At 70.3% G+C, this 26,593-nt stretch carries 25 protein-coding genes; 14 read left to right on the forward strand and 11 right to left on the reverse strand.

Features of this window, described 5'->3' with window-relative positions; all coding sequences use genetic code 11:
• Nucleotide 1 precedes the first annotated feature (1 nt).
• The gene (locus SPR02S_RS28440) at nucleotides 2–1,027 is read right to left on the reverse strand and encodes a Strvi_7410 family MBL fold metallo-hydrolase (protein WP_019060417.1); all 1,026 of its coding nucleotides are present in this window, start codon (nucleotides 1,025–1,027) and stop codon (nucleotides 2–4) included.
• Between the two features lie 125 nt (nucleotides 1,028–1,152).
• Here SPR02S_RS28440 and SPR02S_RS28445 point away from each other — a divergent pair, with 125 nt between their 5' ends.
• Nucleotides 1,153–2,610 (forward strand): aldehyde dehydrogenase, encoded by a 1,458-nt coding sequence (locus tag SPR02S_RS28445; RefSeq protein WP_019060418.1) that lies wholly within the window; start codon nucleotides 1,153–1,155, stop codon nucleotides 2,608–2,610.
• Nucleotides 2,611–2,615: 5 nt separating this feature from the next.
• Nucleotides 2,616–2,891, forward strand: coding sequence for a ferredoxin (locus SPR02S_RS28450; RefSeq protein ID WP_052347065.1), 276 nt, complete (start codon nucleotides 2,616–2,618; stop codon nucleotides 2,889–2,891).
• An 11-nt stretch (nucleotides 2,892–2,902) separates the two neighbouring features.
• On the opposite strand, the gene SPR02S_RS65020 is transcribed toward SPR02S_RS28450, so the two are convergent.
• Nucleotides 2,903–6,154, reverse strand: coding sequence for an AfsR/SARP family transcriptional regulator (locus SPR02S_RS65020; protein WP_019060420.1), 3,252 nt, complete (start codon nucleotides 6,152–6,154; stop codon nucleotides 2,903–2,905).
• Between the two features lie 235 nt (nucleotides 6,155–6,389).
• On the opposite strand from SPR02S_RS65020, the gene SPR02S_RS28460 reads away from it, so the two are divergent.
• Both SPR02S_RS28460 and SPR02S_RS28465 read left to right on the forward strand, forming a co-directional pair.
• Nucleotides 6,390–6,764: a peptidase inhibitor family I36 protein gene (locus SPR02S_RS28460; protein ID WP_019060421.1), complete on the forward strand. Its 375-nt coding sequence runs from the start codon at nucleotides 6,390–6,392 to the stop codon at nucleotides 6,762–6,764.
• 32 nt (nucleotides 6,765–6,796) lie between these two features.
• Nucleotides 6,797–7,660 carry a hypothetical protein gene (locus SPR02S_RS28465; RefSeq protein WP_245607630.1) on the forward strand — a complete coding sequence of 288 codons (864 nt, stop codon included), beginning with the start codon at nucleotides 6,797–6,799 and terminating at the stop codon, nucleotides 7,658–7,660.
• Between the two features lie 10 nt (nucleotides 7,661–7,670).
• Here the strand turns inward: SPR02S_RS28465 and SPR02S_RS28470 are convergent, their stop codons facing one another.
• Both SPR02S_RS28470 and SPR02S_RS28475 read right to left on the reverse strand, forming a co-directional pair.
• Nucleotides 7,671–8,294, reverse strand: a complete 624-nt coding sequence (locus SPR02S_RS28470) for a maltokinase N-terminal cap-like domain-containing protein (protein ID WP_019060423.1) — start codon at nucleotides 8,292–8,294, stop codon at nucleotides 7,671–7,673.
• 7 nt (nucleotides 8,295–8,301) lie between these two features.
• Nucleotides 8,302–8,934, reverse strand: coding sequence for a TetR family transcriptional regulator (locus SPR02S_RS28475; protein WP_026150934.1), 633 nt, complete (start codon nucleotides 8,932–8,934; stop codon nucleotides 8,302–8,304).
• Between the two features lie 222 nt (nucleotides 8,935–9,156).
• Here SPR02S_RS28475 and SPR02S_RS28480 point away from each other — a divergent pair, with 222 nt between their 5' ends.
• From SPR02S_RS28480 to SPR02S_RS28490, 3 genes are read left to right on the forward strand one after another with little or no spacing between them, the layout of a single operon-like run.
• The gene (locus tag SPR02S_RS28480; protein ID WP_019060425.1) at nucleotides 9,157–10,572 is read left to right on the forward strand and encodes a glycosyltransferase family 4 protein; all 1,416 of its coding nucleotides are present in this window, start codon (nucleotides 9,157–9,159) and stop codon (nucleotides 10,570–10,572) included.
• Nucleotides 10,566–11,300, forward strand: coding sequence for a class I SAM-dependent methyltransferase (locus SPR02S_RS28485; protein WP_019060426.1), 735 nt, complete (start codon nucleotides 10,566–10,568; stop codon nucleotides 11,298–11,300). Before SPR02S_RS28480 ends, SPR02S_RS28485 begins: the two co-directional genes overlap by 7 nt.
• Nucleotides 11,297–12,364: a prenyltransferase/squalene oxidase repeat-containing protein gene (locus SPR02S_RS28490; protein WP_019060427.1), complete on the forward strand. Its 1,068-nt coding sequence runs from the start codon at nucleotides 11,297–11,299 to the stop codon at nucleotides 12,362–12,364. Before SPR02S_RS28485 ends, SPR02S_RS28490 begins: the two co-directional genes overlap by 4 nt.
• 127 nt (nucleotides 12,365–12,491) lie before the next feature.
• Here the strand turns inward: SPR02S_RS28490 and SPR02S_RS28495 are convergent, their stop codons facing one another.
• The gene (locus SPR02S_RS28495) at nucleotides 12,492–12,779 is read right to left on the reverse strand and encodes a hypothetical protein (RefSeq protein ID WP_019060428.1); all 288 of its coding nucleotides are present in this window, start codon (nucleotides 12,777–12,779) and stop codon (nucleotides 12,492–12,494) included.
• 128 nt (nucleotides 12,780–12,907) lie between these two features.
• On the opposite strand from SPR02S_RS28495, the gene SPR02S_RS28500 reads away from it, so the two are divergent.
• Nucleotides 12,908–13,483, forward strand: coding sequence for a hypothetical protein (locus SPR02S_RS28500; protein ID WP_019060429.1), 576 nt, complete (start codon nucleotides 12,908–12,910; stop codon nucleotides 13,481–13,483).
• A gap of 32 nt (nucleotides 13,484–13,515) precedes the next feature.
• Here SPR02S_RS28500 and SPR02S_RS28505 read toward each other — a convergent pair whose 3' ends face one another.
• The 4 genes from SPR02S_RS28505 to SPR02S_RS28520 form a co-directional block, all read right to left on the reverse strand.
• Nucleotides 13,516–14,520 carry an LLM class F420-dependent oxidoreductase gene (locus SPR02S_RS28505; protein WP_019060430.1) on the reverse strand — a complete coding sequence of 335 codons (1,005 nt, stop codon included), beginning with the start codon at nucleotides 14,518–14,520 and terminating at the stop codon, nucleotides 13,516–13,518.
• Between the two features lie 120 nt (nucleotides 14,521–14,640).
• Complete coding sequence (locus SPR02S_RS28510) at nucleotides 14,641–15,432, reverse strand: hypothetical protein (RefSeq protein ID WP_019060431.1); 792 nt, start codon at nucleotides 15,430–15,432, stop codon at nucleotides 14,641–14,643.
• 386 nt (nucleotides 15,433–15,818) lie between these two features.
• On the reverse strand, nucleotides 15,819–16,232 hold the full coding sequence (locus SPR02S_RS28515) for a hypothetical protein (protein ID WP_158697886.1): 414 nt from the start codon (nucleotides 16,230–16,232) through the stop codon (nucleotides 15,819–15,821).
• Between the two features lie 259 nt (nucleotides 16,233–16,491).
• Nucleotides 16,492–17,400: an N-acetylmuramoyl-L-alanine amidase gene (locus SPR02S_RS28520; protein WP_078623019.1), complete on the reverse strand. Its 909-nt coding sequence runs from the start codon at nucleotides 17,398–17,400 to the stop codon at nucleotides 16,492–16,494.
• Nucleotides 17,401–17,513: 113 nt separating this feature from the next.
• On the opposite strand from SPR02S_RS28520, the gene SPR02S_RS28525 reads away from it, so the two are divergent.
• Nucleotides 17,514–18,497, forward strand: coding sequence for an alpha/beta fold hydrolase (locus SPR02S_RS28525; protein WP_019060434.1), 984 nt, complete (start codon nucleotides 17,514–17,516; stop codon nucleotides 18,495–18,497).
• Nucleotides 18,498–18,499: 2 nt separating this feature from the next.
• Here the strand turns inward: SPR02S_RS28525 and SPR02S_RS28530 are convergent, their stop codons facing one another.
• Nucleotides 18,500–19,150, reverse strand: coding sequence for a class I SAM-dependent methyltransferase (locus tag SPR02S_RS28530; protein WP_019060435.1), 651 nt, complete (start codon nucleotides 19,148–19,150; stop codon nucleotides 18,500–18,502).
• 147 nt (nucleotides 19,151–19,297) lie between these two features.
• Nucleotides 19,298–21,031: an MFS transporter gene (locus tag SPR02S_RS28535; protein WP_019060436.1), complete on the reverse strand. Its 1,734-nt coding sequence runs from the start codon at nucleotides 21,029–21,031 to the stop codon at nucleotides 19,298–19,300.
• A 221-nt stretch (nucleotides 21,032–21,252) separates the two neighbouring features.
• Here SPR02S_RS28535 and SPR02S_RS28540 point away from each other — a divergent pair, with 221 nt between their 5' ends.
• The 5 genes from SPR02S_RS28540 (at nucleotide 21,253) to SPR02S_RS28560 (ending at nucleotide 26,573) form a co-directional block, all read left to right on the forward strand.
• Nucleotides 21,253–22,443, forward strand: coding sequence for a lipid-transfer protein (locus tag SPR02S_RS28540; protein ID WP_019060437.1), 1,191 nt, complete (start codon nucleotides 21,253–21,255; stop codon nucleotides 22,441–22,443).
• Between the two features lie 64 nt (nucleotides 22,444–22,507).
• Nucleotides 22,508–24,016, forward strand: a complete 1,509-nt coding sequence (locus SPR02S_RS28545; RefSeq protein WP_019060438.1) for an MFS transporter — start codon at nucleotides 22,508–22,510, stop codon at nucleotides 24,014–24,016.
• A gap of 51 nt (nucleotides 24,017–24,067) precedes the next feature.
• On the forward strand, nucleotides 24,068–24,616 hold the full coding sequence (locus SPR02S_RS28550; protein WP_019060439.1) for a SigE family RNA polymerase sigma factor: 549 nt from the start codon (nucleotides 24,068–24,070) through the stop codon (nucleotides 24,614–24,616).
• The gene (locus tag SPR02S_RS28555; RefSeq protein WP_019060440.1) at nucleotides 24,616–25,449 is read left to right on the forward strand and encodes a hypothetical protein; all 834 of its coding nucleotides are present in this window, start codon (nucleotides 24,616–24,618) and stop codon (nucleotides 25,447–25,449) included. Before SPR02S_RS28550 ends, SPR02S_RS28555 begins: the two co-directional genes overlap by 1 nt.
• Nucleotides 25,450–25,760: 311 nt before the next feature.
• Nucleotides 25,761–26,573 (forward strand): class I SAM-dependent methyltransferase, encoded by an 813-nt coding sequence (locus tag SPR02S_RS28560; RefSeq protein WP_026150936.1) that lies wholly within the window; start codon nucleotides 25,761–25,763, stop codon nucleotides 26,571–26,573.
• Nucleotides 26,574–26,593: the final 20 nt, after the last annotated feature.

Consider the following 26,593-nt stretch of genomic DNA (forward strand, 5'->3'; position numbering starts at 1 on the left):
GTCACACCGCCACGTACGTGACCGGCTCGCTCCCCGTCACCGACTCCGCCTGCCCGAGCTTCACCAGTCGCCGCAGATGTGCCTCGGCCTCGGACACCGCGATGTTCCTTGACTGGAAGGGGATTTGGGCCCAGGGCCGGTTCCACTCCATCCGCTCGGCGACCTGCCAGGCGGTGAGCGGTTCGGACAGCAGGGCGAGCAGTCCGGTCAGCCGGTCCTCGTGGTGGGTGAGCAACTCCCTTACGCGGCCGGTCGCGTCGGTGAAGGTGTGCTGGTGGGCCGGGAGGACCTCGGCGGGGGCGAGGCGGCCGATCCGCTCCAGGGAGTCGAGGTAGTCACCGAGCGGGTCGGCGATCGTCGTGTCGTCCGGGTCCTCGTACAGGCCGATGTGCGGGGTGATCTCCGGGAGCAGATGGTCGCCGGAGAACAGGCGGCCGTGGCCCGGGAGTTGGGCCGGGTGGTGCTCCTCCAGGTGCAGGCAGACATGCCCGGGGGTGTGGCCCGGCGTCCAGATCGCGCGCAGTCGGCGGCCGGCCAGGTCGAGGAGTTCGCCGGGGACGATCTCCCGGTCGGGCAGGGCGGGGGCCAGGCCCGGCACGCTGCGCGGGCGGGCCGCGCGCAGGGGCGCGAGGTGCTCCTCGGGGGCACCGGCCGCCGTGAGCTTCGCGGTCATGTACGCCAGCCAGCGGCCCGGTTCGGTCGAACGGGCCCGCCGTACGATCGCCGTGTCCGCCGCGTGCATCGCGAGCCACGCCCCGGACGCCTCGCGCACCTGCCCGGACAGGCCGTGGTGGTCGGGGTGGTGGTGGGTGACGACCACGCCGTGGACCTCGTCGACCGGTGTCCCGCAGGCCGCCAGGCCCTCGACCAGGGTGTCCCACGAGGCCGGGTCGTCCCAGCCCGTGTCGACCAGGACCGGTCCGCGGTCGGTGTCGACGACGTAGACGAGCGTGGTCCCCAACGGGTTGTCGGGGATGGGGACTTCGATGGAGCGAACGCCGCCGCCGTGGTCGTGGACCTGCCCCATGGACGTCATGGACTCCCCAATCGCCGCCTTCCGGTCACTATACGTGGACTCCATCGACCGGAACTGGTATTCAGTCTTCGTATCTGATGGATCGTCAGACAGCGGTACCGGGGAGGCGTTCGGCCATGACAGAGCTCGTGGAACACCGACAGCTGTTCATCGGCGGGGAGTTGACCGACCCCCTGGGCAAGGACGTCATCGAGGTGATCTCCCCGCACACCGAAGAGGTCATCGGCCGCGTCCCGCACGCGTCGAGGGAGGACGTGGACCGCGCGGTCGCGGTCGCCCGCCGCGCCTTCGACGAGGGGCCCTGGCCGCGCATGACGCTCGACGAACGGATCGCGGTCGTCACCCGCATCAAGGACGCGATCGCCGCCCGGTACGAGGAGATCGGCCGCGTCATCTCTTCCGAGAACGGGTCGCCGTACTCCTGGAGCATCCTCGGGCAGGCGCTCGGCGCGATGATGGTGTGGGACGCGGCGATCACCGTAGCGAAGGGCTTCACCTACGAGGAGCGGCGGGACGGCGTCCTCGGACCGATTCTCGTGCGCCGGGAGCCGGTTGGGGTGGTCGCGGCCGTAGTCCCGTGGAACGTCCCGCAGTTCGTCGCCGCCGCCAAGCTCGCGCCCGCGCTGCTCACCGGCTGTACGGCGATCCTGAAGCCGTCGCCCGAATCGCCCCTGGACGCCTATCTGTTGGGCGGGATAGCGAAGGAGGCAGGGCTGCCGGAGGGTGTCCTCTCCATCCTCCCGGCCGACCGCGAGGTCAGTGAGTACCTCGTCGGGCATCCCGGCATCGACAAGGTCTCCTTCACCGGTTCGGTCCCGGCCGGCAAGCGTGTGATGGAGGTCGCCGCCCGTCATCTCACGCGCGTGACACTGGAGTTGGGCGGCAAGTCGGCGGCGATCGTCTTGCCCGACGCGGACCTCACGACCGCCGTCCCCGGCATCGTCTCGGCCGCCTGGATGAACAACGGCCAGGCGTGCGTCGCCCAGACCCGCATCCTCGTACCGCGCTCGCGCTACGACGAGTTCGCGGACGCCTTCGCCCAGGCGGCGAGCGCTCTCGTGGTCGGCGACCCGCTCGACCCGGCCACCCAGGTAGGCCCGTTGGTGGCCAAGCGCCAGCAACAACGAAACCTCGACTACATCCGCATCGGCCAGGAGGAGGGCGCCAAGATCCTTACCGGCGGCGGCCGTCCACCCGGCCTCGACCGCGGCTGGTACGTGGAGCCGACCCTCTTCGGGGACGTCGACAACTCGATGCGTATCGCCCGCGAGGAGATCTTCGGCCCGGTCATCTGCCTCCTCCCGTACGGCGACGAGACCGAGGCCGTGAAGATCGCCAACGACTCCGACTACGGCCTCAGCGGCAGCGTCTGGACGGGAGACGTGGCGCACGGCATCGACATCGCCCGCCGGGTCCGCACCGGCACCTACAACGTCAACACCTTCAGCCTCGACATGCTCGGCCCCTTCGGCGGCTACAAGAACAGCGGTCTGGGACGGGAGTTCGGGCCCGAGGGCTTCTCCGAGTTCCTCGAACACAAGATGATCCACCTGCCGGCCGGCTGGGAGGGGTGAACGGGATGGGGGTACCTCCCGCGCGAGCGTATTCGAGCGTGGGGGCGGGCGACCGCTGGCAGGTAGAGGTCGACCGCTCGATCTGCATCGGTTCGGCCCAGTGCACCCACCAGGCCCCCGACCGCTTCCACCTCGACGCGGCCATGCAGTCCCACCCGGTCGCCCCGGAGACCGACGCCAACGAGAAGATCCTCGCGGCGGCGGAGGGGTGCCCGGTGGAGGCCATCATGATCACGCTGTTGGGGAGCGGGGAGCCGGTGTTCCCGCCGGAGGAGGAGTAACTCGCCCTGGTTCAGCTGCCAATGGCTCCGGAAGCGTGGCCACCGGCGGGGTCGGACACCGCGGCCAGCCGTGACCTGACGGTGTCCGCCTCCGGCATGCCGTGTTCCGTGTACAGGGCGAGTGCGCGCTCGTAGTGGTGGACGGCGCGGGTCGTGTCGTCGCGTGCGTGGTGGACCTCGGCCAATCCCTCGTGGGCGCGGGCCTGTTGGCCCGGATTGCCGATGTCCTCGGCGATGGTGAGGGCGTCGGTGTGGTGGGTGAGGGCGTCGGCGGTGCGGCCGGCGGCCCGGGCGGCCTCGCCGAGGCCGTTGAGGGCTCGGGTCTCGCCGTCGCGGTCGCCGTTGCGGGAGTAGAGGGCGAGGGCCTGGCGGTGGCATTCGGCGGCCTGTGTGTGCTGTTCGCGCCGTGAGTGGACGATGCCCAGGCCGTGCAGCGCACCGGCCTCGCCGTAGCCGTCGCCCACCTCGCGGATCAGGGCCAGGGCCTGTTCCTGGTGGCGGGCGGCCTCGTCGAGCCGGTCGAGGCGGGTCTCGACCGTGCCGAGGTCCATGAGCGCGTGCGCCTCCAGGTAGCGGTTGCCGGTGCGGCGCAGCAGGGTCAGGGACTGCTGGAGGTGGTCGGCTGCCTGGTCGTAGCGGCCCAACTGGCCCTCGACATGGGCGAGATTCTTCAGCGCGATCGACTCGCCCGAGGTGTCGTCGACGCTCCGGTACAGCAGCAGCGCCTGTTCGAGGTACTCGACGGCCGACAGGAAGCGGCCCAGGCGTTCGTCGACGAGGCCGAGGTTGGTCAGGGCACGGGCCTCGCCGGTGGGATCGCCGGCCCGCCGGAACAGGGTCAGCGCCTCCTGGAGCTGCCGGCGGGCCGGTTCGTGCCGGGCCAGTTGGTAGTGGGTGGTGCCGATGCCGAGCAGCGCGAGGGCCTCGCTCGCCGGGTCGGCGAGCAGGCGGGCGGCGTCGCGCGCGTGGCCGTGGATCGTGAGGCCGTCGGTGTGGTGGCCGCTGATGAGGTGGCGGTACAGGGTGAGGGAGAGCCGGATGGCGTGGGCCGGCCGGCCGTGGGCGGCGGTGTGCGCGGACATCGCCGTCAGACAGGTGCGCTCGGTGTCCAGCCAGGCCCGTGCGGCGTCCGCATCCGACAGATCGGGCACGGGAGTTGACGTTGCGGGAGCGGTGGGGCGCCGGTGGGCCTCGGCCGGGTGCAGGCGGTCCATGGCGGCGGCCGCGGTGGCGAGGTAGTGGTCGAAAAGCCGGTCCAGCGCCGCCTCGCGGGCCTTCGCCGGATCCTGCGCTACGGCGAGCCGCGCGGCGTAGGCGCGCAGCAGGTCGTGCATGCCGTACCGGGCGGTGTCCGCACGCTGGATCGGGTGGGTGCGGGTGGGGGTGTCGAGGGCCTCGCGGGCGTCCGGTGTGGAGGTGCCGGTCGGTGCGGGGGTGGTGTCTGCGCGTTGGACGGGTTGGGTGCGGGTGGGGGTGTCGAGGGCCTCGCGGGCGTCCGGCGTGGAGGTGCCGGTCGGTGCGGGGGAGGCGTCCACGCGCTGCACCAGATGGGCGCGGGCGAGGATCTCCAGGGCACGGCGGGCGTCCGGCACCGTGTTGCCGGTCAGCGCGGCGGCGGCGTGCGCGTCGAGGTCGGGGCCGGGGTGCAGACCGAGCAGCCGGAACGTGCGCGCCGCCTCCGGGGGCAGTTGCCGTAGCGACCAGGAGAACACCGTGACCACGGCGGCCCGGGGGTCGCCCTCCGCGTCCAGCAGGTACAACCGCCGCTGCTGGTCGGCGAGTTCGGCGACGAGGTCGGTCAGCGGGGTGCCGGGGCGGGTGACGGCGAGCTCCGCGGCGACGCGCAGCGCCAGCGGCAGCCGGGCGCACTGCGCGGCGAGGGCGTCCACGGCGTCCGGCTCGGCCTCGGCACGCGGGCCGATGAGCCGGCGCAGCAGCGTGCGGGCCGCGTCGGCGGGCAGCAGGTCGAGGTCGAGCCGCTGGGCGCCCTCCCGCGCGACCAGCCCGGCCAGGCTGTCGCGGCTGGTCACCAGCACCGCGCAGGAGCCGGTGCCGGGCAGCAGCGGACGGACCTGCTCGACGGTGGCCGCGTTGTCGAGCACGATCAGCATCCGCCGGTCCGCGACCTCGGTGCGGTAGCGCGCCGCGCGGTCGTCCGGCTCCGGCGGGATGTCCTGTTCGGACACCCCGAGCGCGGTCAGGAACCGGACCAGCGCGTCCGGGGCGGTCAGCGGCCGGTCGGGGTCGTAGCCGCGCAGGTTCACATACAACTGGCCGTCCGGGAACCGGTCCCGGGCCCGGTGCGCCCAGTGCACCGCCAGGGCCGTCTTGCCGACGCCCGCCGTCCCGGACACCGCCGACACCACCACCGCGGTCGGCCGCGCGGCACTCGCTCCCAACACCTTCTCCAGCCGGGCCAGTTCCTCCTCGCGCCCGGTGAACCCCGCCGGGTCCAGAGGGAGTTGAGCGGGTACGACCTTGACGTGCCCGGTGCCGCCGACCCCCGACGACCGGCGCGGGGCGGCCTTCCCGCTCAGGACCGCCTGGTGTGCCCGCCGGGCCTCCGCCCCCGGGGTGGTGCCGAGTTCGTCGGCCAGCCGCTTGTGCAGGGCGGCGTAGCAGGCGAGTGCCTCCGGAGCGCGCCCGGCGGCGTGCAGCGCCCGGATCAGCGCCACGGCGAGCGGCTCGACCAGCGGGTGCTCGGCGACGAGGACGGACAGCGCGTCGACCACCACGAGGTGCCCGCCGACCCGGAGTTCGGCGTCCGCCCAGCCGAGCACGGCGTCGACGTACTGATGCAGCCAGCTCTCCCGGGTCCGCGCCGCCCACTCACCGGGCAGCCCGGCCAACGGCGTCCCCTGCCACAGGCCCATCGCCTCCCGCAGCCCCAACACCCGTACCGCGTCGGTACTTTCGCCCCGGCGGGCCCGCGCGACCAGGTTCCGGAAGCGGTGCACGTCGACCAGGTCCGGCGAGACGTCGAGCCGGTAGCCTGCGGGGCCGCGCACCAACTCCGGTGCGGGGAAGGGGACTTCGGGCCTCCCAGGGTCACCGCCGGAGAGCCGCGGCCCCGTCTCCACAAGTACCCGGCGGATACGGGCGATATGGGCGTACAGCGTGCCCCGCACCTGGGCCGACGGATCCTCCCCCCACACCCGGTCGATCAGCGTCTCGGCCGGCACCCAGCGGCCCGCGTCCACCAACAACGCCGCCAGGACCGTACGCCGCTTGGCGGGCCCCAGATCGACCGGACGGCCCGCCACCCATAACTCCACGGGCCCCAGCAGCCGAAATCCCCTCACGCCCGTCTCCACTGTCCCACCCCACGCGCTTCACAGGTTCTCCACCGCGCACCCAACCACCTGCCCACCTGCGGGACAAGGTTTGCGCAAGGTCCCCGACCACCTCCCTCCATCACCTTGGGCACGGCAACTCGCCCGTGCCACGGACGACTTCGGGTCCGCGGGCGGCACCCCGAGTGATGGAGGAACACAGAGAATGAAGCGGATCCTGACCAAGGCCGGCATCGCCCTCGGAAGCGTGGCCCTGGCCACCACCGGCGCGTTCATCACCGCCGCCCCCGCAAGCGCGGCACTGTCGGACTGCCCCTCCGGAGGACTCTGCGCCTACCTCGGCGTCAACGGCTCGGGCACCCCCGGCGTGGTCTACGGCGACAACACGAACCTGCTCCAGTACAACAAGTTCAACAACGCCGAGTCGCTGTACAACAACGGCAGCAGCTGCAACGTCCGGATCTACTCGGGCACGGGCTACACGGGTTCCAGCTACATCCTCGCCAAGGGCTACTACAACGGCTCGCTGGCGAACACCGTGTACTGGCACAACGTCGCCTCCAACGACTGGTGCGTGTGAGCACAACCACGGCGCGGCGGACACTTCTCACGGTGCTCCTTGTGCTGACCGCGGCCGGCTGCTCCCTCGGGGGTGAGCAGTCGGCCCGCGGGCCCGCGGCGCTCGACGTGCGTCCCCTGTCGGGTGCCACCGCGTCCACCCACGCCGACGCCGTACGCCTCTACGACCGTGAGGAACATGCCGTCGCGGCCTGCATGAGCGCCCGCGGCCAGACCTACACGGCACAGCCCCGCACCGCGTCCGCGCGCGGCGAGGAGACCAACCCCTACGGCCTGCTCACCGTCCGGAAGGCGGCTCAGGACGGCTACGGCATCGTCGGCGAGTACCTCTACCGGCGCTCCACGCCCGTCCCCGCGAGCGAATCCCACCAGGCGTCCTGGCAGCGGGCGTTGACCGGCACCCCGGCCCACCGGGTGACCCTGCGACTGCCCGACGGCGTCAACCTCGCCTACTCCACCGACGGTTGCGTCACCAAGGCCCGCACCGAGCTGTACGGCGCGGACTGGAACACGGTGGAGCCCACCGCCGTAGGACTGGCGAACCGGGTGCTCAACGCCGTGGAGAAGGACTCCAACTACCTTTCCGCCGTACGCCGTTGGTCCTCGTGCATGACCAAGGCGGGGCACCCGGCGAAGGACCTTCAGGCCCCCCGGCAGGCCGTCGACTCCCGTCTGCGGAAGGCCGCGTCGGACGAGACGGCCCTGCGCGCGCTCGGCAACGACGAGCTCCGCACCGCCCGCGCCGACGCGCAGTGCCAGCTGGAGACGGGCCTGTCCGAAGCCGTCCGGGATGTCCAACGGGCGGTCGAGAAGCGGCTGTTGACGGCGGCCGACAAGAAGACGGTGGCGCGTTACGTGGCGGACCGGCGCAGGGCACTGGCCTCCGCCACCGCATGAGCCACCGGGACTAACTGGGCCGGAGCGTGGCGAACAGCGCGCGGACCCGGGTGCCGTCGGCCTGGGCCCAGGCGCCGGTGACCTGGCCGAGCGCGTCCTCGGGGGCCGTGGAGCCGGCGGTCAGCACCCGGTGCAGCCGCAGGGTCGGGCCGTCCGGTACGGCGAACTCGGTGGCCTCGTCGGTGTCGGTCGGGGCGCCCAGGGCGGGGACGGGTGCCGTCCCGGTCCAGGAGCGGGCGACCTCCCGGTCCAGGGTGTGGGAGACGCTCTGCGCCTGCGCCGCCACCCGCCCCTCGACGAACGCCGTCAACCCGGCGGTCAGTACCGGGTCGTGACAGCCGTCGTAGGCCCAGCGTGGACCGAGCACGCCGTGCTCCATGGTGCCGACGAGGGCGTGTTCGGCGCCGGGGAGCGGGGCGGCCCGGTAGGTGAGCGGCACGAGGTAGGCGCCCGAGCCGTCGGTGACGACCATGAACTCGATGCCGACCTCGCCCTCGGGGTCGTCGAGCCGGAACCCGCCGGCCTTCGCCAACTCCGGTTCGGCGGGGCCGTGATACCAGCTGCGGGTGGGCAGCCAGGCGGTGAGGAGTTCGAGCTTGGTGGGCTTGACGTAGGTCTGGTGAATGACAGCCATGGGGGAATTATCGGTCACCGGCCCCGCCCGGTTCGGTGAGATCGATCAATCGGCAGACCGTCTCGATGTCGATCTTCACCTGGGCGATGGACGCGCGGCCCGAGAGCCAGGTGATCAGGGCCGAGTGCCAGGTGTGCTCGATGACCCGGACCGCCGACAGCTGTTCCGGCGTGGGGTGTTCGAGGCCCATCGCATCCAGGATGATCACCGTGGTCTGCCGCGACACCTGGTCGACCTCGGGGGAGACACTGCGGTCCGCGAAGGTCAGCGCGCGGACCATCGCGTCGGCGAGATGCGGCTCGCGCTGGAGCGCGCGGAAGGCCCGCATCAGGGTCTCGGCGACCCGCTCGGCCGCGCTGTCGCCGCTCGGCGGCTTCTTGCGGAGCGTGCCGTGCATGTGTTCCAACTGGTCCTGCATCGTGGCGACCAGGAGATGCACCTTGGACGGGAAGTACCGGTACAGCGTGCCGAGCGCGACCTGCGAGGACTCCGCGACCTCCCGCATCTGCACCGCGTCGAAACCACCCCGGCTCGCCAGCTGCGCGCTCGCGTGCAGGATGCGCCGCCGCCGGGCCTCCTGCCGCTCGGTGAGGGGCGGCGAGGTCCGCGCAGTGGCTTCGGGCTTGGCTTCCACTGGCATGGCTCCCGTTCCGTGACTGTTCCCGTGACTGTCGGTGAGGGCGGGTGATCGGACCGATCATGGCAGGGTCTCGGCCGTGGTGTGAATCACCTGATCCACTTCTCACAGCGCCCGTACCGGCCGGTAGATTCAGAACCTCCTGGACGATCAAGTCTGAAACTTGTTCTAGATTAGCGTCCCGGCGTAATCTCGCGGGACGGTGCAGGCAGAAGGGGGCTCAGAGTGACCGCTGAGGCCAGTCAGGCGGGTCCCCAGGAGGACCTGGCAGCCGACGGCGAGCGACCGCTCCGTATCGCACTCCTCACCTATAAGGGGAACCCGTTCTGCGGGGGCCAGGGCGTCTACGTCCGCCACCTCTCCCGCGAGCTGGCCCGCCTCGGCCACCGCGTCGAGGTCATCGGATCGCAGCCCTACCCCGTGCTCGACGAGGGCTACGACGGCATCTCCCTGACCGAGCTGCCCTCGCTCGACCTCTACCGCTCCCCGGACCCCTTCCGCACCCCGAAGCGCGACGAGTACCGGGACTGGATCGACGCCCTCGAAGTCGCGACGATGTGGACCGGCGGCTTCCCCGAGCCCCTCACGTTCTCGCTCCGCGCCCGCCGTCATCTCCGCGCCAGGCGCGGCGAGTTCGACATCGTGCACGACAACCAGACGCTGGGCTACGGCCTGTTGGGCGACGTCGGCGCCCCGCTGGTGACGACGATCCATCACCCCATCACCGTGGACCGCCAGTTGGAGCTGGACGCCGCCGAGAACTGGCGCCAGCGCATGTCCAAGCGCCGCTGGTACGCGTTCACGCAGATGCAGAAGCGCGTCGCCCGCCGCCTCCCTTCCGTCCTCACCGTCTCCGGCACCTCGCGCCAGGAGATCATCGACCACCTCGGCGTCCGCGACGACCGCATCCACGTCGTCCACATCGGCGCCGACACCGACCAGTTCTCCCCGAACCCGGCGGTACCGCAGGTGCCGGGCCGGATCGTCACGACGTCCAGCGCGGATGTCCCCCTCAAGGGCCTCGTGTTCCTCGTCGAGGCCCTGGCGAAGGTCCGCACCGAACACCCCGACGCCCACCTGATCGTCGTAGGCAAACGCCCCACCGAGGGCCCGGTGGCCCAGTCCATCGAGCGCTACGGCCTCGAAGGCGCCGTCCAGTTCGTCAAGGGCATCACGGACGCCGAACTCGTCGACCTGGTCCGCTCGGCGGAGGTCGCCTGCGTGCCCTCGCTGTACGAGGGCTTCTCGCTCCCGGCGGCGGAGGCGATGGCTACCGGTACCCCGCTTGTCGCCACGACGGGCGGGGCCATCCCGGAGGTCGCCGGACGCGACGGGGAGACCTGCCTCGCGGTGCCGCCGGGCGACCCGGGGGCGCTGGCGACCGCGCTGAGTCGACTCCTGGCCGACCCGGCACTGAGGGCCCGCCTCGGTGCGGCGGGCCGTGAACGCGTCCTGGCCCGCTTCACCTGGGCGAAGGCCGCGGAGGGCACGGCGGCCAGGTACCGCGAGGCGATCACCTCCGGCCGGACGGCCGGCGCGGCCACGGCATCGTTGTCGCCCTCGGCGCCTCCGTCTCCCGCTCCATCCCCTTCTCCGACCAGTGTTACCGGCGTCTCTCCCGAAAGCAGGGCCACGTGCTGACCGTCGACTTCTCCCGGTTCCCGCTCGCCCCTGGCGACCGTGTCCTGGACCTCGGATGCGGTGCCGGGCGGCACGCGTTCGAGTGCTACCGGCGAGGGGCACAGGTCGTCGCCCTCGACCAGAACGCCGAGGAGATCCGCGAGGTAGCCAAGTGGTTCGCGGCGATGAAGGAGGCGGGCGAGGCCCCGGCCGGCGCCACCGCCACCGCGATGGAGGGCGACGCGCTCCAACTCCCCTTCCCGGACGAGTCGTTCGACGCCGTGATCATCTCCGAGGTCATGGAACACATCCCGGACGACAAGGGAGTGCTCGCCGAGATGGTCCGGGTGCTGAAGCCCGGCGGCCGGATCGCCATCACCGTCCCGCGCTACGGCCCCGAGAAGATCTGCTGGGCCCTGTCCGACGCCTACCACGAGGTCGAGGGCGGCCACATCCGCATCTACAAGGCGGACGAACTCCTCACCAAGATCCGCGAGGCGGGCCTCCAGCCGTACGGCACCCACCACGCGCACGGGCTGCACTCGCCGTACTGGTGGCTGAAGTGCGCGTTCGGCGTGGACAACGACAAGGCGCTGCCGGTGCAGGCGTACCACAAGCTCCTGGTCTGGGACATCATGAAGAAACCCCTCGCGACCCGGGTCGCCGAACAGGCGCTGAACCCGCTGATCGGCAAGAGCTTCGTGGCCTACGCGACCAAGCCGCACCTCCCCGTGGCGGAAGCCAAGTGACCACTCCCCGGACAGAACACCTCGTCCTGCCCGGGGTCCTCACCGCGGAGCAGGCCGCCGCGACCGTCGCCGGCATCCTCGCCGTGCAGCGGGAGGACGGGGCGATCCCGTGGTTCCGGGGCCATCACCTCGACCCGTGGGACCACACCGAGGCCGCGATGGCGCTCGACGCGGCGGGCGAACACGAAGCCGCCGAGCGGGCGTACAACTGGCTTGCCCGGCACCAGAACGAGGACGGTTCCTGGTACGCGGCCTACGCGGACGGGGATCCGGATGAGGTCACGGACCGGGGGCGCGAGACCAACTTCGTCGCCTACATAGCCGTAGGCGTGTGGCACCACTACCTCGCGACCGGCGACGACACGTTCCTGGACCGGTTGTGGCCCACGGTGTTCACTGCGGTCGAGTTCGTGCTGCGGTTGCAGCAGCCGGGTGGGCAGATCGGGTGGAAGCGGGAGGACGACGGTACGGACACGTCGGACGCGCTGCTCACCGGTTCCTCGTCGATCCATCAGGCGTTGCGGTGTGCCCTTGCGATCGCCGAACAGCGTGAAGAGCCGCAGCCCGACTGGGAGTTGGCGGTCGGGGCGCTGCGGCACGCTATCCGTCGGCATCCTGAACGGTTCCTGGACAAGGGCCGTTACTCGATGGACTGGTACTACCCGGTGCTGGGTGGTGCGTTGACCGGTGTGGAGGCCAAGTCCCGGGTGGAGGAGGGCTGGAGCCGGTTCGTCGTGCCGGGGCTCGGGGTGCGGTGTGTCGTTCCCAACCCGTGGGTTACGGGGGGTGAGTCGGCTGAACTCGCCCTGGCGCTGTGGGTGTTGGGTGAGTCCGACCGTGCGTTGGAGATTCTCCAGGCCATTCAGCATCTGCGGGATGCGGAGAGCGGGCTGTACTGGACCGGGTACGTCTTCGATGACGATGCGGTGTGGCCTCGTGAGTTGACCACGTGGACTGCGGGGTCGTTGCTGCTTGCGGTGGCGGCGTTGGGGGGCCATGACGCGACCTGTGCGGTGTTTGGCGCCGAGCATTTGCCTTTGGGGCTGGATCCGGATTGTTGTTAGGCGCGGGCCCGGTGGGGGCTGGTCGCGCAGTTCCCCGCGCCCCTAAAAGCCTGGTCCCGCTGGTGTTTTTAGGGGCGCGGGGCTGTATCTATATGCGGCTCCGCCGCGTGGGCGCAACCGGCAATGCTTAGCGGTGCACCTTGTTGGCGATCGCATGCCCGATGAACAGGTACACCACCGCCGCCAGACCGTAGCCGCAGATGACCCGCGCCCACGCCTCGTCGAAGGTGAACAGGTCGCGGGACCAGCCGGCGAGCCAGTTGGCCGAGCGGTGGACGAACTGCACGAGGTCGTTCGCGCGGTTGGCGTCCAGCAGGTACATCAGAATCCAGAGGGCCAGGATGAGGGCCATGATGTCGGCGATGATCACGATGACATTGCCGACCGAATTCGAACCGCGTCGGTAGGGGGACATGCCAAGCGGATTGCCGCTTCCGGCCGGATGAAACCCGTACGGTCCCGCCCGGGTGGCGCGCGTGGCCGAGCCGGGTCAGGCTGCCGGGGTAAGGACACCCACTCGGGGAGAACACCCCGGAGGACCCCGTGCCCGTACCGATACGGCGCCTCTTCGTGGCGCTCACCCTCTGCTGCGCCCTGCTCGCCGGTGCCACGGCCTGCGGCAGCGCCACCGATGACGCCACGCAGGACACCGCAGCCGTAGTGGCCGCCGCTGCCGCCGCGACCCCGAGCCCCAGCACCTCCGCCGAACGGCAGAAGTTCGCCAAGACCCGCTTCGTCGCGAACGCGGGCCTCGCCGCCGGTGCCACCTACCAGTGGATCGTGAAGCCCTGGAAGGCGGGCAAGTTCAAGAAGGGCGCGAGCGGACGCAGGTTCGCGCTCATCAAGGCGGGCCTCGCGGGCGCGTTCGCGTACAACCGGCTCAAGGCGGCCACCAAGAACGCCAAGGGCGACCCCACGCTGTCCAAGGCGGTCGCCCCGCTCAGCGCCGGCATCGACTCCCTGAAGGATCTGCCGTCCAAGCTGCGCAAGGGTGACTCGACGGACGCCACGGCGGGTTCCTTCGACGACATCATCAACAAGGTCAAGGACGCCGGGAAGAGCGCGGGCGCCGAGGTGACCGACAAGGTGCCGTCGGCAGGGCAGCTCACCGGAGGGTAAAAGCCCTTCAGCATCTGGGAGTTGAGCGGTTCCTAGGAGTTCAGCTCCGCCAGCACCCGCAACGTGTGCGGGTCGGGCGCAAGGGCCAGCAGGTCCGTCACCGGGCCCTTGCGCCACAACTCCAGCCGCTCCGCGATCCGTTCACGCGGGCCGACCAGCGAGATCTCGTCGGCGAACGCGTCCGGCACCGCGAGCACGGCCTCCTCCCGACGGCCCGCGAGGAACAACTCCTGTATCCGCCGGGCCTCTTCCTCGTACCCCATGCGCGCCATCAGATCGGCGTGGAAGTTACGGGCCGCGTGCCCCATCCCGCCGATGTAGAAGCCGAGCATCATCTTCACGGGGAGAAGGCCTTCGGCCACGTCGTCGCAGACCTTCACCTGCGCCATCGGCGCGACGAGGAAGTTGTCACGGAAGGCCGTAGTCCCGTAGACCTCCGGTCGGCTCGGCGACCAGTACAACGGCAGCCACCCGTCCGCGATCGCCGCCGTCTGCGCCACGTTCTTCGGCCCCTCGGCGCCCAGCAGGATCGGCAGATCCGAACGGAGCGGGTGGGTAATGGACTTGAGCGACTTGCCGAGCCCCGTACCGTCCGCGCCCCGGTACGGATGCGCGTGGAACCGCCCGTCCACCTCGACCGGCGCCTCCCGCCGCAGCACCTGCCGTACGACCTCGACGTACTCCCGGGTCGCGGTCAGCGGCGACTTGGGGAACGGCCGCCCGTACCAGCCCTCCACCACCTGCGGCCCCGACAGCCCGAGCCCGAGCAGCACCCGACCGCCGGAGAGATGGTCGAGGGTGAGCGCGTGCATCGCGGTGGTGGTCGGGGAGCGGGCCGCCATCTGCGCAACGGCCGTGCCCAGCTTGATCGTTGAGGTCTGCGCCGCGATCCAGGTGAGGGGAGTGAAGGCGTCGGAGCCCCACGACTCGGCCGTCCACACGGAGTCGTACCCGAGCCGCTCGGCCTCCTGGGCCAGCGGCACATGGTCGGCGGAGGGGCCGCGCCCCCAGTACCCGAGTGCGAGACCGAGCCGCATATCGCCTCCACAGCCAAGGACTTGACGGACCGTCAGTCCGTCGCCGGACGGCTGCGACTGTACGACAACGACCCCCCACCCGGAAGGGCGAGGGGCCGCGGTGAACGCTGGGGGAGGGGCTCAGCCGCGCTGGATCCCCGACGTGTCCTGCAGGACACCACGACGGCCGTCCTGGGTCTGCGCGACGAGCGCCGGACCACGCTGCTCCACGGCCAAGTACCAGGTACCCGGCGCCAGTTCGGCGATCGGCGACGGCGTACCGTCCTCCGCGAACAGCGGCCGGGCCACCGGCACCGCGAACCAGAACGGCGAGAAGTCCCCGGCCGGAGCCGGCGCGGGCTGCCCGAACGGCTGCGCGGCCTGCGCCTGTTGCGGCGGAGTGCCGTACGAGGGCTGCGGCTGACCGGCACCCGGGTAGCCGTAACCACCGGGCGGCTGCTGGGCGCCGTAGGGCTGCGGGGCGGCCGGCTTGGGGGCCGGGATGAGGGCGGCCTGGAGCGGCGGGAGGAGCGGGGTGGCGATGGCGCCGCCGGCCAGGACGAGGGCGGCGATCAGGCCGAGGATGAGGCCGACTCCGGCACTGACCCCGGAGCCCAGGTCATCGAACGCGCCCAGTGGGTCGATGATCGTCCAAAATGCGGTCCACGCGGCGAAGACCGTCAGCGAGACACCGACCTGACCGAGGTCGAGACCGACGACCTTGCGAGGCTGAGGGAGTGAACGGGCGAGAACGATCAAGACCGCACCGATGATGCCGCCGACGTACGTGCTCATCACTAGGCCGAGGTTGTCCCAGGCGTTGGGGATGTTGCTGCCGGAGCTGTCGTAGGTGTCGAGGAACGACGCGATGAAGAGCAACACCGCTGCCCCGATCACCACGCCGTCGCCTCGTGTGAGGGAGCGGATATTCACTTCAGAGATCCTTCATCAGTCGTCTCGTCGTCGGCATCGCTGTCACGCTGTTGCCTTCACGCCCGGTGCGAAGCGCGGGGATGGCTACTCATCGTACGGGTGACAATATCGCCTGCAAGGTTCGGGTGTCCGCCGCTACGGGGCAGGCTCGGTTACTCGCGCAAGACCCTCACGATGTTTTGCGCTGACTCCTCGTGCCAGGCCCCGCTCACGGGCAGCGGCGTGCTGTCGAGTACCGATCATGCTTGCTGTGTCGGTGGATGACTTGCGAGCGCCGACGGGCCTTGGCCCTTGAGGCGGCCGGGAGTGCTTGCAGCAAACGAAGCGGCTCGCCAAGAGAGGTCTCGGCGAGCCGCTTCGTGTGCAAGCGAGGGTGTCCTGGCCGTCTACTTCTGCGTGTATGTGAAGCAGACGCCGATGGGCTTGTAAGCCTTCTTGCCCTTCTGGATGGTGCGCGTCTTGCCGTCGATGTACAGCTGCACATCGAACTTCTTGACGGCGTACTTGGTGTGGGCGTTAAGGGTGCCGTACTTACCGCTCGGTACTTCCTTCGCGCCGCTCACCGTGATGCTGTGCGACTTCGTCACGTCCCAGCCGACGCCCGCACTGATCACGCCTTTGGAAGCGTCGATGTGCTTCGAGAGCACGGTGCCGACCGATCGGGTGTCGTCGATGCGCAGTGTCATCTTGCCCCGCCCGGAAGCCGAGGCGATCACCGGCTTACCGCACGAGGTCCCGATGGAGTGGACGTTGATCAGCCGCTTGTACTCGATCGGGCCCACGGTCTTGGCTGACTTCACGCTCGCGATGTTCGTGTGCTCCGCGCCGGATGCCGCCTGCGCTGAAGCCGTCATGCCGAGCAGACCCATGGACAGTGAGGCAACAACGGCCCCACGCCGAACTGTTTGGAACTTCAAGTGATCCCCCGTGATCGTAAGTGGGAAGGCTTTGATCGCCTCCGGTCAAGATCAGTTGATCAGGGTGAGCTGTGCATCTGCAACTGATTTGAGGCAGATATGAGGGAGCGGGTGAGGCGCTGGTGACATGCCATCAAAGCGCTTAACTCTCCAGGAAGCTGACGATTCCCTCAGAGATCCCCTGTGCCGCCTTCTGTCGCCAGGCGCCGTTCGTCAGCAGTGCGGCATCATTGCTATCGCGCATGTTGCCGCATTCGATGAACACCTTCGGAACCGTTGACAGATTGAGACCGCCCAGGTCCTTACGTGTGTCGAGACCGGTGCCGTCGCCGACGTAATTGGAGAACGGTTCGCCCGTCACCCGACGGTAGTTGCTCGCGATGCCCCGCCCGAGGACGGCAGAGGGGCCGACGATGGCACGGGTGTCGGCGCCGCCCGCGTGCACGGAGGCGGGCAGGATCACATGGAAGCCGCGGTCGCCGGCCGGTGCGCCGTCCGCGTGGATGGAGAGCGCGGCGTCCGCGTGCGCGTCGTTCCCGATCCGGGCCCGCTGGTCCACGCACGGCCCCCAGGACGGGGAGCCGGTGTCGTGCGTCAACTTCACTGTGACGCCCTGCTTTTCGAGCAGCGCCTTCAGCCGGTGGGACACGTCCATCGTGAACTGGGCTTCCGAATAACCCACGTTGGTCGACGTCCCCGTTGTGTCGCACTCCTTCCAGTTCGTGCCGATGTCCACCTTGCGGTTGATCTCGGCGGTGTGCTGGAAGTTGGTTACGTTGTGCCCCGGGTCGATGACGACGACCTTGCCCTTGAGGGGACTTGGGCCCGGCGGCTTGTCGTCGTTCGACGCGGTGGACGTCGGCGACACGGACGCGCCTGCCGACGCGGACGACGCGTGGGCCGAGGAGCCGCCCCCCGGGCTGCCCACCGCCTCATAGACGAACCATCCGATGAGCGCTCCCGGGACCAGCGCGGCCAGCGCCACGGTCAGGGGCCCTCGACGGGGACGGCGGGGCTGCGGGGGATCGAAGTCCGGACCTACGTACGACACGGGAGCCACCCTAGCCGCCGCACAGGGTGGGTTTGCTGAAGCGGCAACAAGAGTCGTGGGGTGGCGCCGCCGGGGCGCAGGATCGTTGGACCAGCCCCCGTCCCGGAGGACTCATGACCATGGTCAAGGACGTCACGCACCGACTCGTCCCCACCCCCGCCGGCCGCATCCACCTCGTGGAACAGGGCACAGGCCCCCTGGTCCTGCTCGTCCACGGCTTCCCGGAGTCCTGGTACTCCTGGCGCCACCAGCTCCCCGCGCTGGCCGCGGCCGGCCACCGCGCGGTCGCCGTCGACGTCCGCGGCTACGGCCGCTCGTCGCGCCCCGAGGACGCGTCGGCGTACCGGATGCTCGACCTCGTCGAGGACGCCGTGGCGGTCGTGCACGCCCTCGGCGAACAGTCGGCGGTGATCATCGGCCACGACTGGGGCGCGGGCATCGCGGCCCACTCCGCCCTCCTCAGGCCGGACGCCTTCCGAGCCGTAGGCCTGCTGAGCGTCCCCTACGCGCCGCGCGGCGGCCCGCGCCCCAGCGAGATCTTCGCGGGGATGGGCGGGGACGAGGAGTTCTACGTCTCCTACTTCCAGCGACCGGGCCGCGCCGAGTCCGAGATCGAACCGGACGTACGCGGCTGGCTCTCCGGTTTCTACGCCGCGTTCTCCGCCGACACGATGCCCGCGCCCGGCGCCCCCGACCCGCACTTCGTGAGCCGGGAGGGAGGGACGCTGAGGGAGCGGTTCCCCGCGGCGACCGACCGGCCTGCCTGGCTGAGCGAGGCCGAACTGGACGTCTACGCGGGCGAGTTCGAGCGCACGGGCCTGACCGCCGCCCTGAACCGCTACCGCAACATGGACCAGGACTGGGAGGACATGGCTGCCCACGACGGCGCACCGATCCCCCAACCGTCCCTGTTCCTCGGCGGCTCCCTGGACGCGTCCACCACCTGGCTGTCCGACGCGATCGCCGCGTACCCGGCGACCCTGCCCGGCCTGCGCGGCGCGCACATCCTGGAGGGCTGCGGCCACTGGATCCAGCAGGAACGCCCCGCGGAGGTCAACCAGCACCTGCTCAACTGGCTGGCAGGGCTGCCGAGTTGACCTCAGACACCGGTACCGGTACGCCGTAGGACACGCAGGGAGTCGGTCGCCGAGACCTCCGTGAACGCGCCGGACTCCAGCGCCCGGAGATACACCCGGTACGGCGCCTGCCCGGTGAACTCGTCCTCCGGTTCCGGGAACACGTCATGGATGACGAGCAGCCCACCCTCGGCGACATGGGGCGCCCACCCCTCGTAGTCACCGTTCGCGTGCTCGTCGGTGTGCCCACCGTCGATGAAGACGAGGCCGAGCGGGGTCCGCCAGATCCGCGAGACCTGCGGCGACCGCCCGACGAGCGCGACGACGTGCTCCTCCAGGCCGGCCCGGTGCAGGGTCCTGCGGAACGTGGGCAATGTGTCCATCAGCCCGACCTCCGGGTCGACGGTCTCCGGGTCGTGATAGTCCCAGCCCGGCTGCTGCTCCTCACTACCCCGATGGTGATCGAGCGTGAGCACGGTGACACCGGCTTCGCGGGCGGCATCGGCGAGGAGGAGGGTGGAGCGCCCGCAGTACGTGCCTACTTCGAGGAGAGGGAGGCCGAGGTGCCCGGCTTCTACGGCTGCGGCGTAGAGGGCGAGCCCTTCACCGGCAGGCATGAACCCCTTGGCGGCCTCGAACGCGGCGAGGATCTCGGGCTTGGGTGCCGGGGGCATGGGGTTCCTCTCGATAGGGCTGCACGCACATGCTCCCGCACCCCCTGCCGAACGCTTCGGCAGGGGGTGCGGTGCGGCTTTTGCTTTTAGGGGCGCGGGGAACTGCGCGACCAGCCCCCACGCACCCGCAGAAAACGACGAACCCGACTACGCGCTGACAGTCTCGCCGGGCAACGAAAGATCCAGGTCAACCGCGACCTCGTCCCCACCGTGCGTCGCAGACGAAGCAAGCGGCCCATGCCCACTCGCCCGAGCCGCCAGCACATACGCCCCCTGAGACGGCACAGCGAGCAAGTAACTCCCGTCCTCCTCGGAGAGCGTCGCCCCGGCCTGCCGACCACGACGGTCGATCAGCGTGACCTTGGCCCGGGCGACGGGAACACCGTCGGCACTCAGCACCCGCCCCCGGAAGCCCCGCAGAGCCTCCTCGGCCCGCTCAAGGTTCGCTTCCTCCTCGCTGCTGAAGTTCAACTGCGGCGCCCGATTCGGCTTCGGAAGGAACAGGGCCATCAGCAGGCCGACGGCAACCGCACCGGTAGCGATCAGGAACGACACCCGGAACCCGTGCATGGTCGGAACGGCAACCCCGCCCACATGGTTCGCGGTATTCGCCAGCACCATCCCGATCACCGCACTGGAGACGGACGTACCGATGGACCGCATAAGGGTGTTGAGCCCGTTCGCCGCACCGGTCTCCGACGCCGGCACCGCCCCCACGATCAGCGCGGGCAACGACGAGTACGCGAGCCCGATCCCCGCACCCAGCACGACGGCGATGACAAGGGACTGCCAGGCCGCGCTCATGAGCCCGATCCCCGCGCCGTAGCCGATACCGATGATCAGCATGCCGAGGATCAGGGTGACCTTGGGACCGTACTTCGCCGAGAGCCGGGCGTAGACGGGAGCGGTGAACATCATCGTCAGGCCGAGCGGAGCCACCAGCAGACCGGCGCTGACCATCGACTGCCCGAGACCGTAGCCCGTGGCCTTCGGCAGCTGGAGGAGCTGGGGCAGGACGAGGGAGACGACGTAGAAGGAGACGCCGACCATGATCGAGGCGAGGTTGGTGAAGAGGACCGCCGGCCGGGCGGTGGTGCGCAGGTCGACCAGCGGGGCCTTCAGGCGCAGCTCCATCACGCCCCACAGGAGCAGGACGGCGACCGCCGCCGCGAACAGGCCGAGCGTGGTCCCGGAGGTCCAGCCCCAGTCGCTGCCCTTCGTGATCGGCAGGAGGAAGAGGACAAGGCCCGCGGAGAGACCGATCGCGCCGAGCACGTCGAAGGTGCCCTCCGCGCGCATCGGGGACTCCGGTACGACGAGGAGGGTGAGGCCGATCGCGAGGACACCGAGGCCGGCGGCGCCGTAGAAGAGGGCGTGCCAGTCGGCGTGCTGGGCGACGAGCGCCGCGGCGGGCAGCGCGAGACCGCCGCCGACGCCGATCGAGGAACTCATCAGGGCCATCGCCGAGCCGAGCTTCTCGCGGGGCAGCATGTCGCGCATCAGACCGATGCCCAGCGGAATCGCACCCATCGCGAAGCCCTGGAGCGCACGGCCCGCGATCATCGTGAGCAGGTCGCTGGTGAGCGCGCTGACCAGCGCTCCCACGACCATCACGGACAGGCTGACGATCAGCATCCGGCGCTTGCCGTAGAGGTCGCCGAGGCGGCCCATGATCGGCGTGGCGACGGCTCCGGACAGGAGAGTCGAGGTCAGGACCCAGGTGGCGTTGCTGGGCTCGGTGCTCAGCAGCTGCGGCAGGTCCTTGATGACCGGGACGAGCAGGGTCTGCATCACCGCGACAACGATGCCCGCGAAGGCGAGCACCGGCACGACGGCGCCGGACGGCCTCCGTGCGGGCTGGTCGGTCGACGTGTGCGTCATGGAGTAGGGCCTCCAGGCCGTAGGTGTGGCGTGATCCGTGCGGGGCGGACTGATCCGTGCGGGTGGACTCATCCGGGTGAGATAAGTGCACGGTAAACCTCGTATGCATGGGCAACTATTCCGATGCTTCGGCGTACTAACGAATCCTTGACCGTCCCATGAATATCTGACCCTCCGTCATCTCTGGTCATTCACTGGAACGTGTTCTAATCTCGCCCGCCATGAAGGCCTATGTCGCAGGCGTCGGGATGACGAAATTCGAGAAGCCCGAGACCCGGGAGTGGCAGTACTGGGACATGGTCCGCGAGGCCGGGAACGCCGCCCTCGCGGACGCCGGGATCTCCTACACCGACGTAGAACAGGTTCCCGTCGGCTACTGCTTCCAGCCCTCGACCGCCGGCCAGCGCGCCGCCTATGAACTAGGTCTCACCGGCATCCCCGTCTACAACGTCAACAACAACTGCGCCACCGGCTCGACCGCCCTGATGCTCGCCCGGCAGCTGGTCGAGGGCGGGGCGGCGGACTGTGTGCTGGCACTGGGCTTCGAGAAGATGAAGAGGGGTGCGCTCGGCGGAGGTACCGATGGCGGCGACTTCGCGACCTCCCCCGTCGCCCGGCACTACGGCATCATGGCCGCCCGGCACGGCTTCGAGATGACCCCGCCCACCGCCCAGATCTTCGGCGACGCGGCCCGCGAACACATGGAGAAGTACGGCACGACGGAGGCCCAGCTCGCCGCCGTCGCCGCCAAGAACCACCGGCACTCCGCGCACAACCCGTACGCCCAGTTCCAGGACGTGTACGACGTCGACGACATCCTCGCGGCGAGGGTCGTCCACCACCCCCTCACGAAACTCCAGTGCTCACCGACCTCGGACGGCGCCGCGGCGGCGGTCGTGGTCTCCGAACGCTTCGCCCAGGAACGCGAGTTGACCTGCCGGCCCGTCGAGATCGTCGCCCAGGCGATGACCACTGACACCGAGGACTCCTTCGCGTCGGGCTCGTGCATCGACGTCGTAGGGCAGCCCATGTCGCGGGCCGCCGCCCGCCAGGTCTACGAACGGTCCGCACTCGGCATCGACGACGTGGACGTCGTAGAACTGCACGACTGCTTCTCGGTCAACGAGCTGCTGACGTACGAGGCGCTCGGCATGTGCGAGCCGGGGGAGTCCGGGAAGCTCGTCGAGTCCGGGGGGACGACGTACGGCGGGCGGTGGGTGGTCAATCCGTCCGGTGGGCTGATCTCCAAGGGGCATCCGCTGGGGGCCACCGGGATCGCCCAAGTCGCCGAGTTGGTGTGGCAGTTGAGGGGGACGGCGGGGGAGCGGCAGGTGCCGGCGGCCGAGGTGGGGCTCGCGCACAACATCGGGTTGGGCGGGGCGGCGGTGGTGACGTTGCTGCGGGCGGCGTAGGTCCTGCGGCGGTGGTACGGCTGGGGCGAAATGCCGATGCAAGGGGCACGGGCCGGTTGAGAGTATGACGACCATGCCCCGAGCCGCTGATGCCCCTCCCTCCCGAATATCGCGCCCGTTCCGCCGGGGCTCGCCGCCGCCCGCCGCCTGGCTGGTCGTCGCGCTCGCCTGTGCCGGGCAGTTCCTCGTCGTCCTCGACGTGTCCGTCGTCAACGTGGCACTGCCGTCGATGCGGGCCGACCTGGGGATGAGCGCGTCCGGGCTGCAATGGGTGGTCAACGCGTACGCCATCGCCTTCGCCGGGTTCATGCTGCTGGGCGGACGGGCCGGTGACCTCTACGGCCGCAAGCGGATGTTCCTGGTCGGGCTCGCGCTGTTCACGCTGGCCTCGCTGTGCGGCGGGCTCGCCCAGGACGGCTGGCAACTGCTCCTCGCCCGGGCCGTACAGGGACTCGGCGCCGCCGTACTGGCACCCTCGACCCTGACGATCGTCACCTCGGCGGTGTCGGAGGGCGCGGCCCGCGCCCGGGCCATCGCCACCTGGACGGCGGTCGGCGCCGGTGGCGGGGCCGCGGGCGGACTTGTCGGTGGAGTGCTCGTCGACACCCTGTCCTGGCGGTGGGTGCTGCTGATCAACGTGCCCGTCGGCGCGGTCGTGCTGCTCAGCTCCCTGCGCTGGCTCCCGGAGAGCCGCGCGGGCGACCGGCGACGGCTCGACCTGCCGGGCGCCGTCCTGATCACGGCGGGTCTCGGAGTCCTGGCGTACGGCATCTCGCAGACCGAGGCCAGGGGCTGGACGGCCGCCGCCACCCTGCTCCCGCTGGCCGCCGGACTCGCCCTGATCGCACTCTTCCTCGTCGTCGAGGCGCGTACGGCGGCTCCGCTGATGCCGCTGGGACTGTTCCGCGCGCGGGCGGTGTCGTCGGCGAACGCGGCGATGTTCGTGAACGGCTCGGCGATGTTCTCCATGTGGTTCTTCATGACCCTGTACGCGCAGAACGTCCTCGGCTACACACCGCTGGAGGCGGGACTCGCGCTGGTGCCCAGCTCCCTGGCCGTCCTCATCGGCTCCAAGTCGGCACCCCGCTTCATGCCGGTGCTCGGCGTGCGCAACGTGGCCGTGCTCGGGACGGTGATCGCCGCGCTGGGCTTCGGCTGGCAGTCCCTGATGACGGTGCGGGGCGACTACCTGACCGAGATCATGTTCCCCGGGATCCTGATGATGCTGGGCGCGGGCCTGACGGCCACGCCACTCGCCGCACTCGCCACGTCCGGGGCGGCGCCGGGGGAGGCCGGGCTGGTCTCCGGGCTGATCAACACCTCGCGCACGATGGGCGGTTCGCTGGGGCTCGCGGTCATGTCGACGATCGCGGCGGCGCGTACGGCGAGTGCCGGGGGGACGGCGGGGACGGCGGGGACGGTGGGGAGTGGCCGCGGTACGGCCGAGGCGCTGACGGAGGGGTACGCGCTGGCGTTCCGGACAGGGGCGGGGGTGCTGCTCGGTGCGGTGGTGCTGATGGTGGTGTGGCTGCCGTGGCCGCCCAGGAGGGTTTCGACGAGTTCCACGGGATGAGGCAACGGTTCGGGCGGCTCATGGACTCCTTTACATATCTAGGAGGTGCCCATGGGGGATCGCGAAGAGGCTCGGGAGACTCGCGATGACGCGTTCCAGAGCTTTGTCATCGGCCGCTGGCCGCGGTTGATGCGGACGGCATTTCTTCTGACGGGGGAGCAGCACGCCGCGGAGGACCTGGTCCAGTCGACACTCGAACAGACCTTTGTGGCCTGGCGGAAGGTCGGCTCGGCCGACGATCCGGAGGCGTACGTACGGCGCGTGATGATCAACGCGCACGCACGCAAACACCGCAGACGGCTCAAGGAGTTCCTGGCGCCCAAGGACGACTCGGGCCTGGTGCGCGAGGTCGCCGACACCGGTGACCGCATCGCCCAGGCCGAGGACCGCAGCGCCCTGTTGCAGGCACTGGCCCAACTGCCGCCGAGGCAGCGGGAGGCGGTGGTGCTGCGGTACTGGGAGGACCTGACCGAGACACAGACGGCCCAGGCGATGGGCTGCTCGGTCGGCGCGGTGAAGAGCAACGCGGCCAAGGGGATCGCGAAACTCCGCGCCATACCGGGACTCGCCGAGATGGTGACGCACGGAGGGCGGAAGTGATGAGCGCGGACCGGGAGACGAACCAGACCATGACGGACAGAGACATCGCCCTCCTGCTGGCCGACGCCGCGGACGAGGTCGAGATCGGCATAGCCCCCTACCAGGCGGTGATCCGCGGTGGCCGCCGACGCCGGGCCCGCCGTTGGGCGCTCGCGACGGCGACGGCACTGGTCATCGTCGGCACGTCGGGCGGCCTCGCGCTGGCCGGGCTGCGCGGCGGGGACGGGGGCGAGGTCACCCCCGCGGTGACCCAGAGGGCGACACAGCCGTCGACCCCGGAGGAACGGCATGTGTACACGCCGCAGCAAACCACGCTCGCGGCGGGCATCGAGCAGGGCGAGACGTGGTACGTCACGGTCGACGTGTGGGGCGCCCCCCGCACCGAGGCGGAGGCCGCGGCCCAGCTGCGGTCCATGTCCAGCCATCACGAGGAGCCCTGGGACAGGGACAACTCCTCCGCACTGGTAGGCAAGATCACGTACTTCGTGCAACGGGCCGTCGGGACCGGCGAGCCGGAACTCCTGATGGGCGACTCGGTCTCCCCGCAGGACACCATGGCGGGCACGGACCTCAAGTCGGGCGCGTCCACCCTGGACCCGAAGAAGACCGAAGGCCCCCAGCGCGTGGTGGTCGGCCAGGTCGCCAAGACCGCACAGGAGGTCACCTGCACCTGGAAGGACGGCTCGTCCACCGTGGCCCGCAGGGTGGAGGCGGGGGCCGACATCAACAGCGACGAGGCGGCGATCCGGCCGGCGGCGGGGTCTTTGGACAACTGGTTCGTGTGCGTGGGGGCGGCGGGGACGGCTTACGAGTCGGCGGAGGTGACGAAGTAGGGCGGGAGTGTGGCGGCGTGGATGAACTGGCGCCGCAGCAGGGCACGTTCGCCTGAGGGGCATGACGTGCAGGTCCCGCCGGGCCGGCACGCCGGAAAGTGCGGTCGCCGTCGCCGGGAATGCCGTCCTGGCGGTCCTCGGGCGGGGTGTCGGCAGGGGTTCACCGTGGCGTTGGGGTGACGTGCTTCCGGCGTCGACTCCCGCCCCGTACAGAGGAGTTGACGGGATTCGCGTGAGCGTCCCGGATGGGGGCTGACCTGGGCTTTCGGTCCGTCCGCTTCTACGATCGGTGGAGCGGAGAGGGGGTCTGGATGGACCGGACGGATCGGGAGCGGCGTGGGCGTGACATACGGACGGTCGACGACGTGCTCCGGCTTCTGGACGGACTGTTCGCGCCGGAGGCCGACCGTTGGAGTTCCAGGGGCGCCTCTTGGTGGGACGGGTTCTATGCCGACCGTGACAGGCCGGTGCCGTTCTTCGTGGCGAAGCCGGACGAGAACCTGGTCGGGTATGTCGACCGGGGGCTGATAGGCGGGGGCGGGGGTGGGCGTGCGCTGGACCTGGGGTGTGGTCCGGGGCGCAATGCTCTTCAACTGGCCGCGTGGGGCTTCGAGGTGGACGGGGTGGATCTGTCGCCCACGGCTGTCGCTTGGGCGGAGGAGCGGGCACGGGAGGCGGGGGTGGGGGGAGGGGAGGGGGAGGGCCCCCGGGTTCGCTTTCACTGCGGGGACGTGTTCGCCCTCGCCGGTAGTGAACTCCAACTTCCGGGCCCCTACGACCTCGTCTACGACTCCGGATGCTTCCATCACCTGCCCCCGCACCGGCGTATCAGCTACCTCGCCCTGTTGGACCAAGTCCTCGCCCCCGGCGGGTGCTTCGCGCTCACGTGCTTCGCTGCGGGTGGGATGGGATCCGAGTTGCCCGATGCCGAGCTTTATCGGGGCTCCGGGCTTCAGGGCGGGTTGGCCTACACGGCTGATGAACTGCGTTGGATATTCGGGGAGTCGGAGTTGGAGCTGGAGGAGGTCGAGCTGCGTCGGATGCGTGACGAACCTGACGCCTCGCCGTGCTTCGGGGAGAGCTTCCTCTGGACGGCGTTGTTCCGCCGGGGGACCGGGGCGTAGGGCGGGGAGGGCGGGGGAGC

Origin of the sequence: Streptomyces prunicolor NBRC 13075 (assembly GCF_000367365.1) — a bacterium.
In the GTDB taxonomy this organism is placed as follows: domain Bacteria; phylum Actinomycetota; class Actinomycetes; order Streptomycetales; family Streptomycetaceae; genus Streptomyces; species Streptomyces prunicolor.

Bases quoted from the DNA above. Each gene is read 5' to 3' on its own strand.
- SPR02S_RS28525 (WP_019060434.1), top strand. From the start codon at position 17,514: ATGACCATGGTCAAGGACGTCACGCACCGACTCGTCCCCACCCCCGCC.
- SPR02S_RS28505 (WP_019060430.1), bottom strand. From the start codon at position 14,520: ATGCGGCTCGGTCTCGCACTCGGGTACTGGGGGCGCGGCCCCTCCGCC.
- SPR02S_RS28550 (WP_019060439.1), top strand. From the start codon at position 24,068: ATGGGGGATCGCGAAGAGGCTCGGGAGACTCGCGATGACGCGTTCCAG.
- SPR02S_RS28475 (WP_026150934.1), bottom strand. From the start codon at position 8,934: ATGCCAGTGGAAGCCAAGCCCGAAGCCACTGCGCGGACCTCGCCGCCC.
- SPR02S_RS28450 (WP_052347065.1), top strand. From the start codon at position 2,616: ATGGGGGTACCTCCCGCGCGAGCGTATTCGAGCGTGGGGGCGGGCGAC.
- SPR02S_RS28530 (WP_019060435.1), bottom strand. From the start codon at position 19,150: ATGCCCCCGGCACCCAAGCCCGAGATCCTCGCCGCGTTCGAGGCCGCC.
- SPR02S_RS28545 (WP_019060438.1), top strand. From the start codon at position 22,508: ATGACGACCATGCCCCGAGCCGCTGATGCCCCTCCCTCCCGAATATCG.
- SPR02S_RS28560 (WP_026150936.1), top strand. From the start codon at position 25,761: ATGGACCGGACGGATCGGGAGCGGCGTGGGCGTGACATACGGACGGTC.
- SPR02S_RS28440 (WP_019060417.1), bottom strand. From the start codon at position 1,027: ATGGGGCAGGTCCACGACCACGGCGGCGGCGTTCGCTCCATCGAAGTC.
- SPR02S_RS28495 (WP_019060428.1), bottom strand. From the start codon at position 12,779: ATGTCCCCCTACCGACGCGGTTCGAATTCGGTCGGCAATGTCATCGTG.
- SPR02S_RS28540 (WP_019060437.1), top strand. From the start codon at position 21,253: ATGAAGGCCTATGTCGCAGGCGTCGGGATGACGAAATTCGAGAAGCCC.
- SPR02S_RS28445 (WP_019060418.1), top strand. From the start codon at position 1,153: ATGACAGAGCTCGTGGAACACCGACAGCTGTTCATCGGCGGGGAGTTG.
- SPR02S_RS28535 (WP_019060436.1), bottom strand. From the start codon at position 21,031: ATGACGCACACGTCGACCGACCAGCCCGCACGGAGGCCGTCCGGCGCC.
- SPR02S_RS28470 (WP_019060423.1), bottom strand. From the start codon at position 8,294: ATGGCTGTCATTCACCAGACCTACGTCAAGCCCACCAAGCTCGAACTC.
- SPR02S_RS28460 (WP_019060421.1), top strand. From the start codon at position 6,390: ATGAAGCGGATCCTGACCAAGGCCGGCATCGCCCTCGGAAGCGTGGCC.
- SPR02S_RS28555 (WP_019060440.1), top strand. From the start codon at position 24,616: ATGAGCGCGGACCGGGAGACGAACCAGACCATGACGGACAGAGACATC.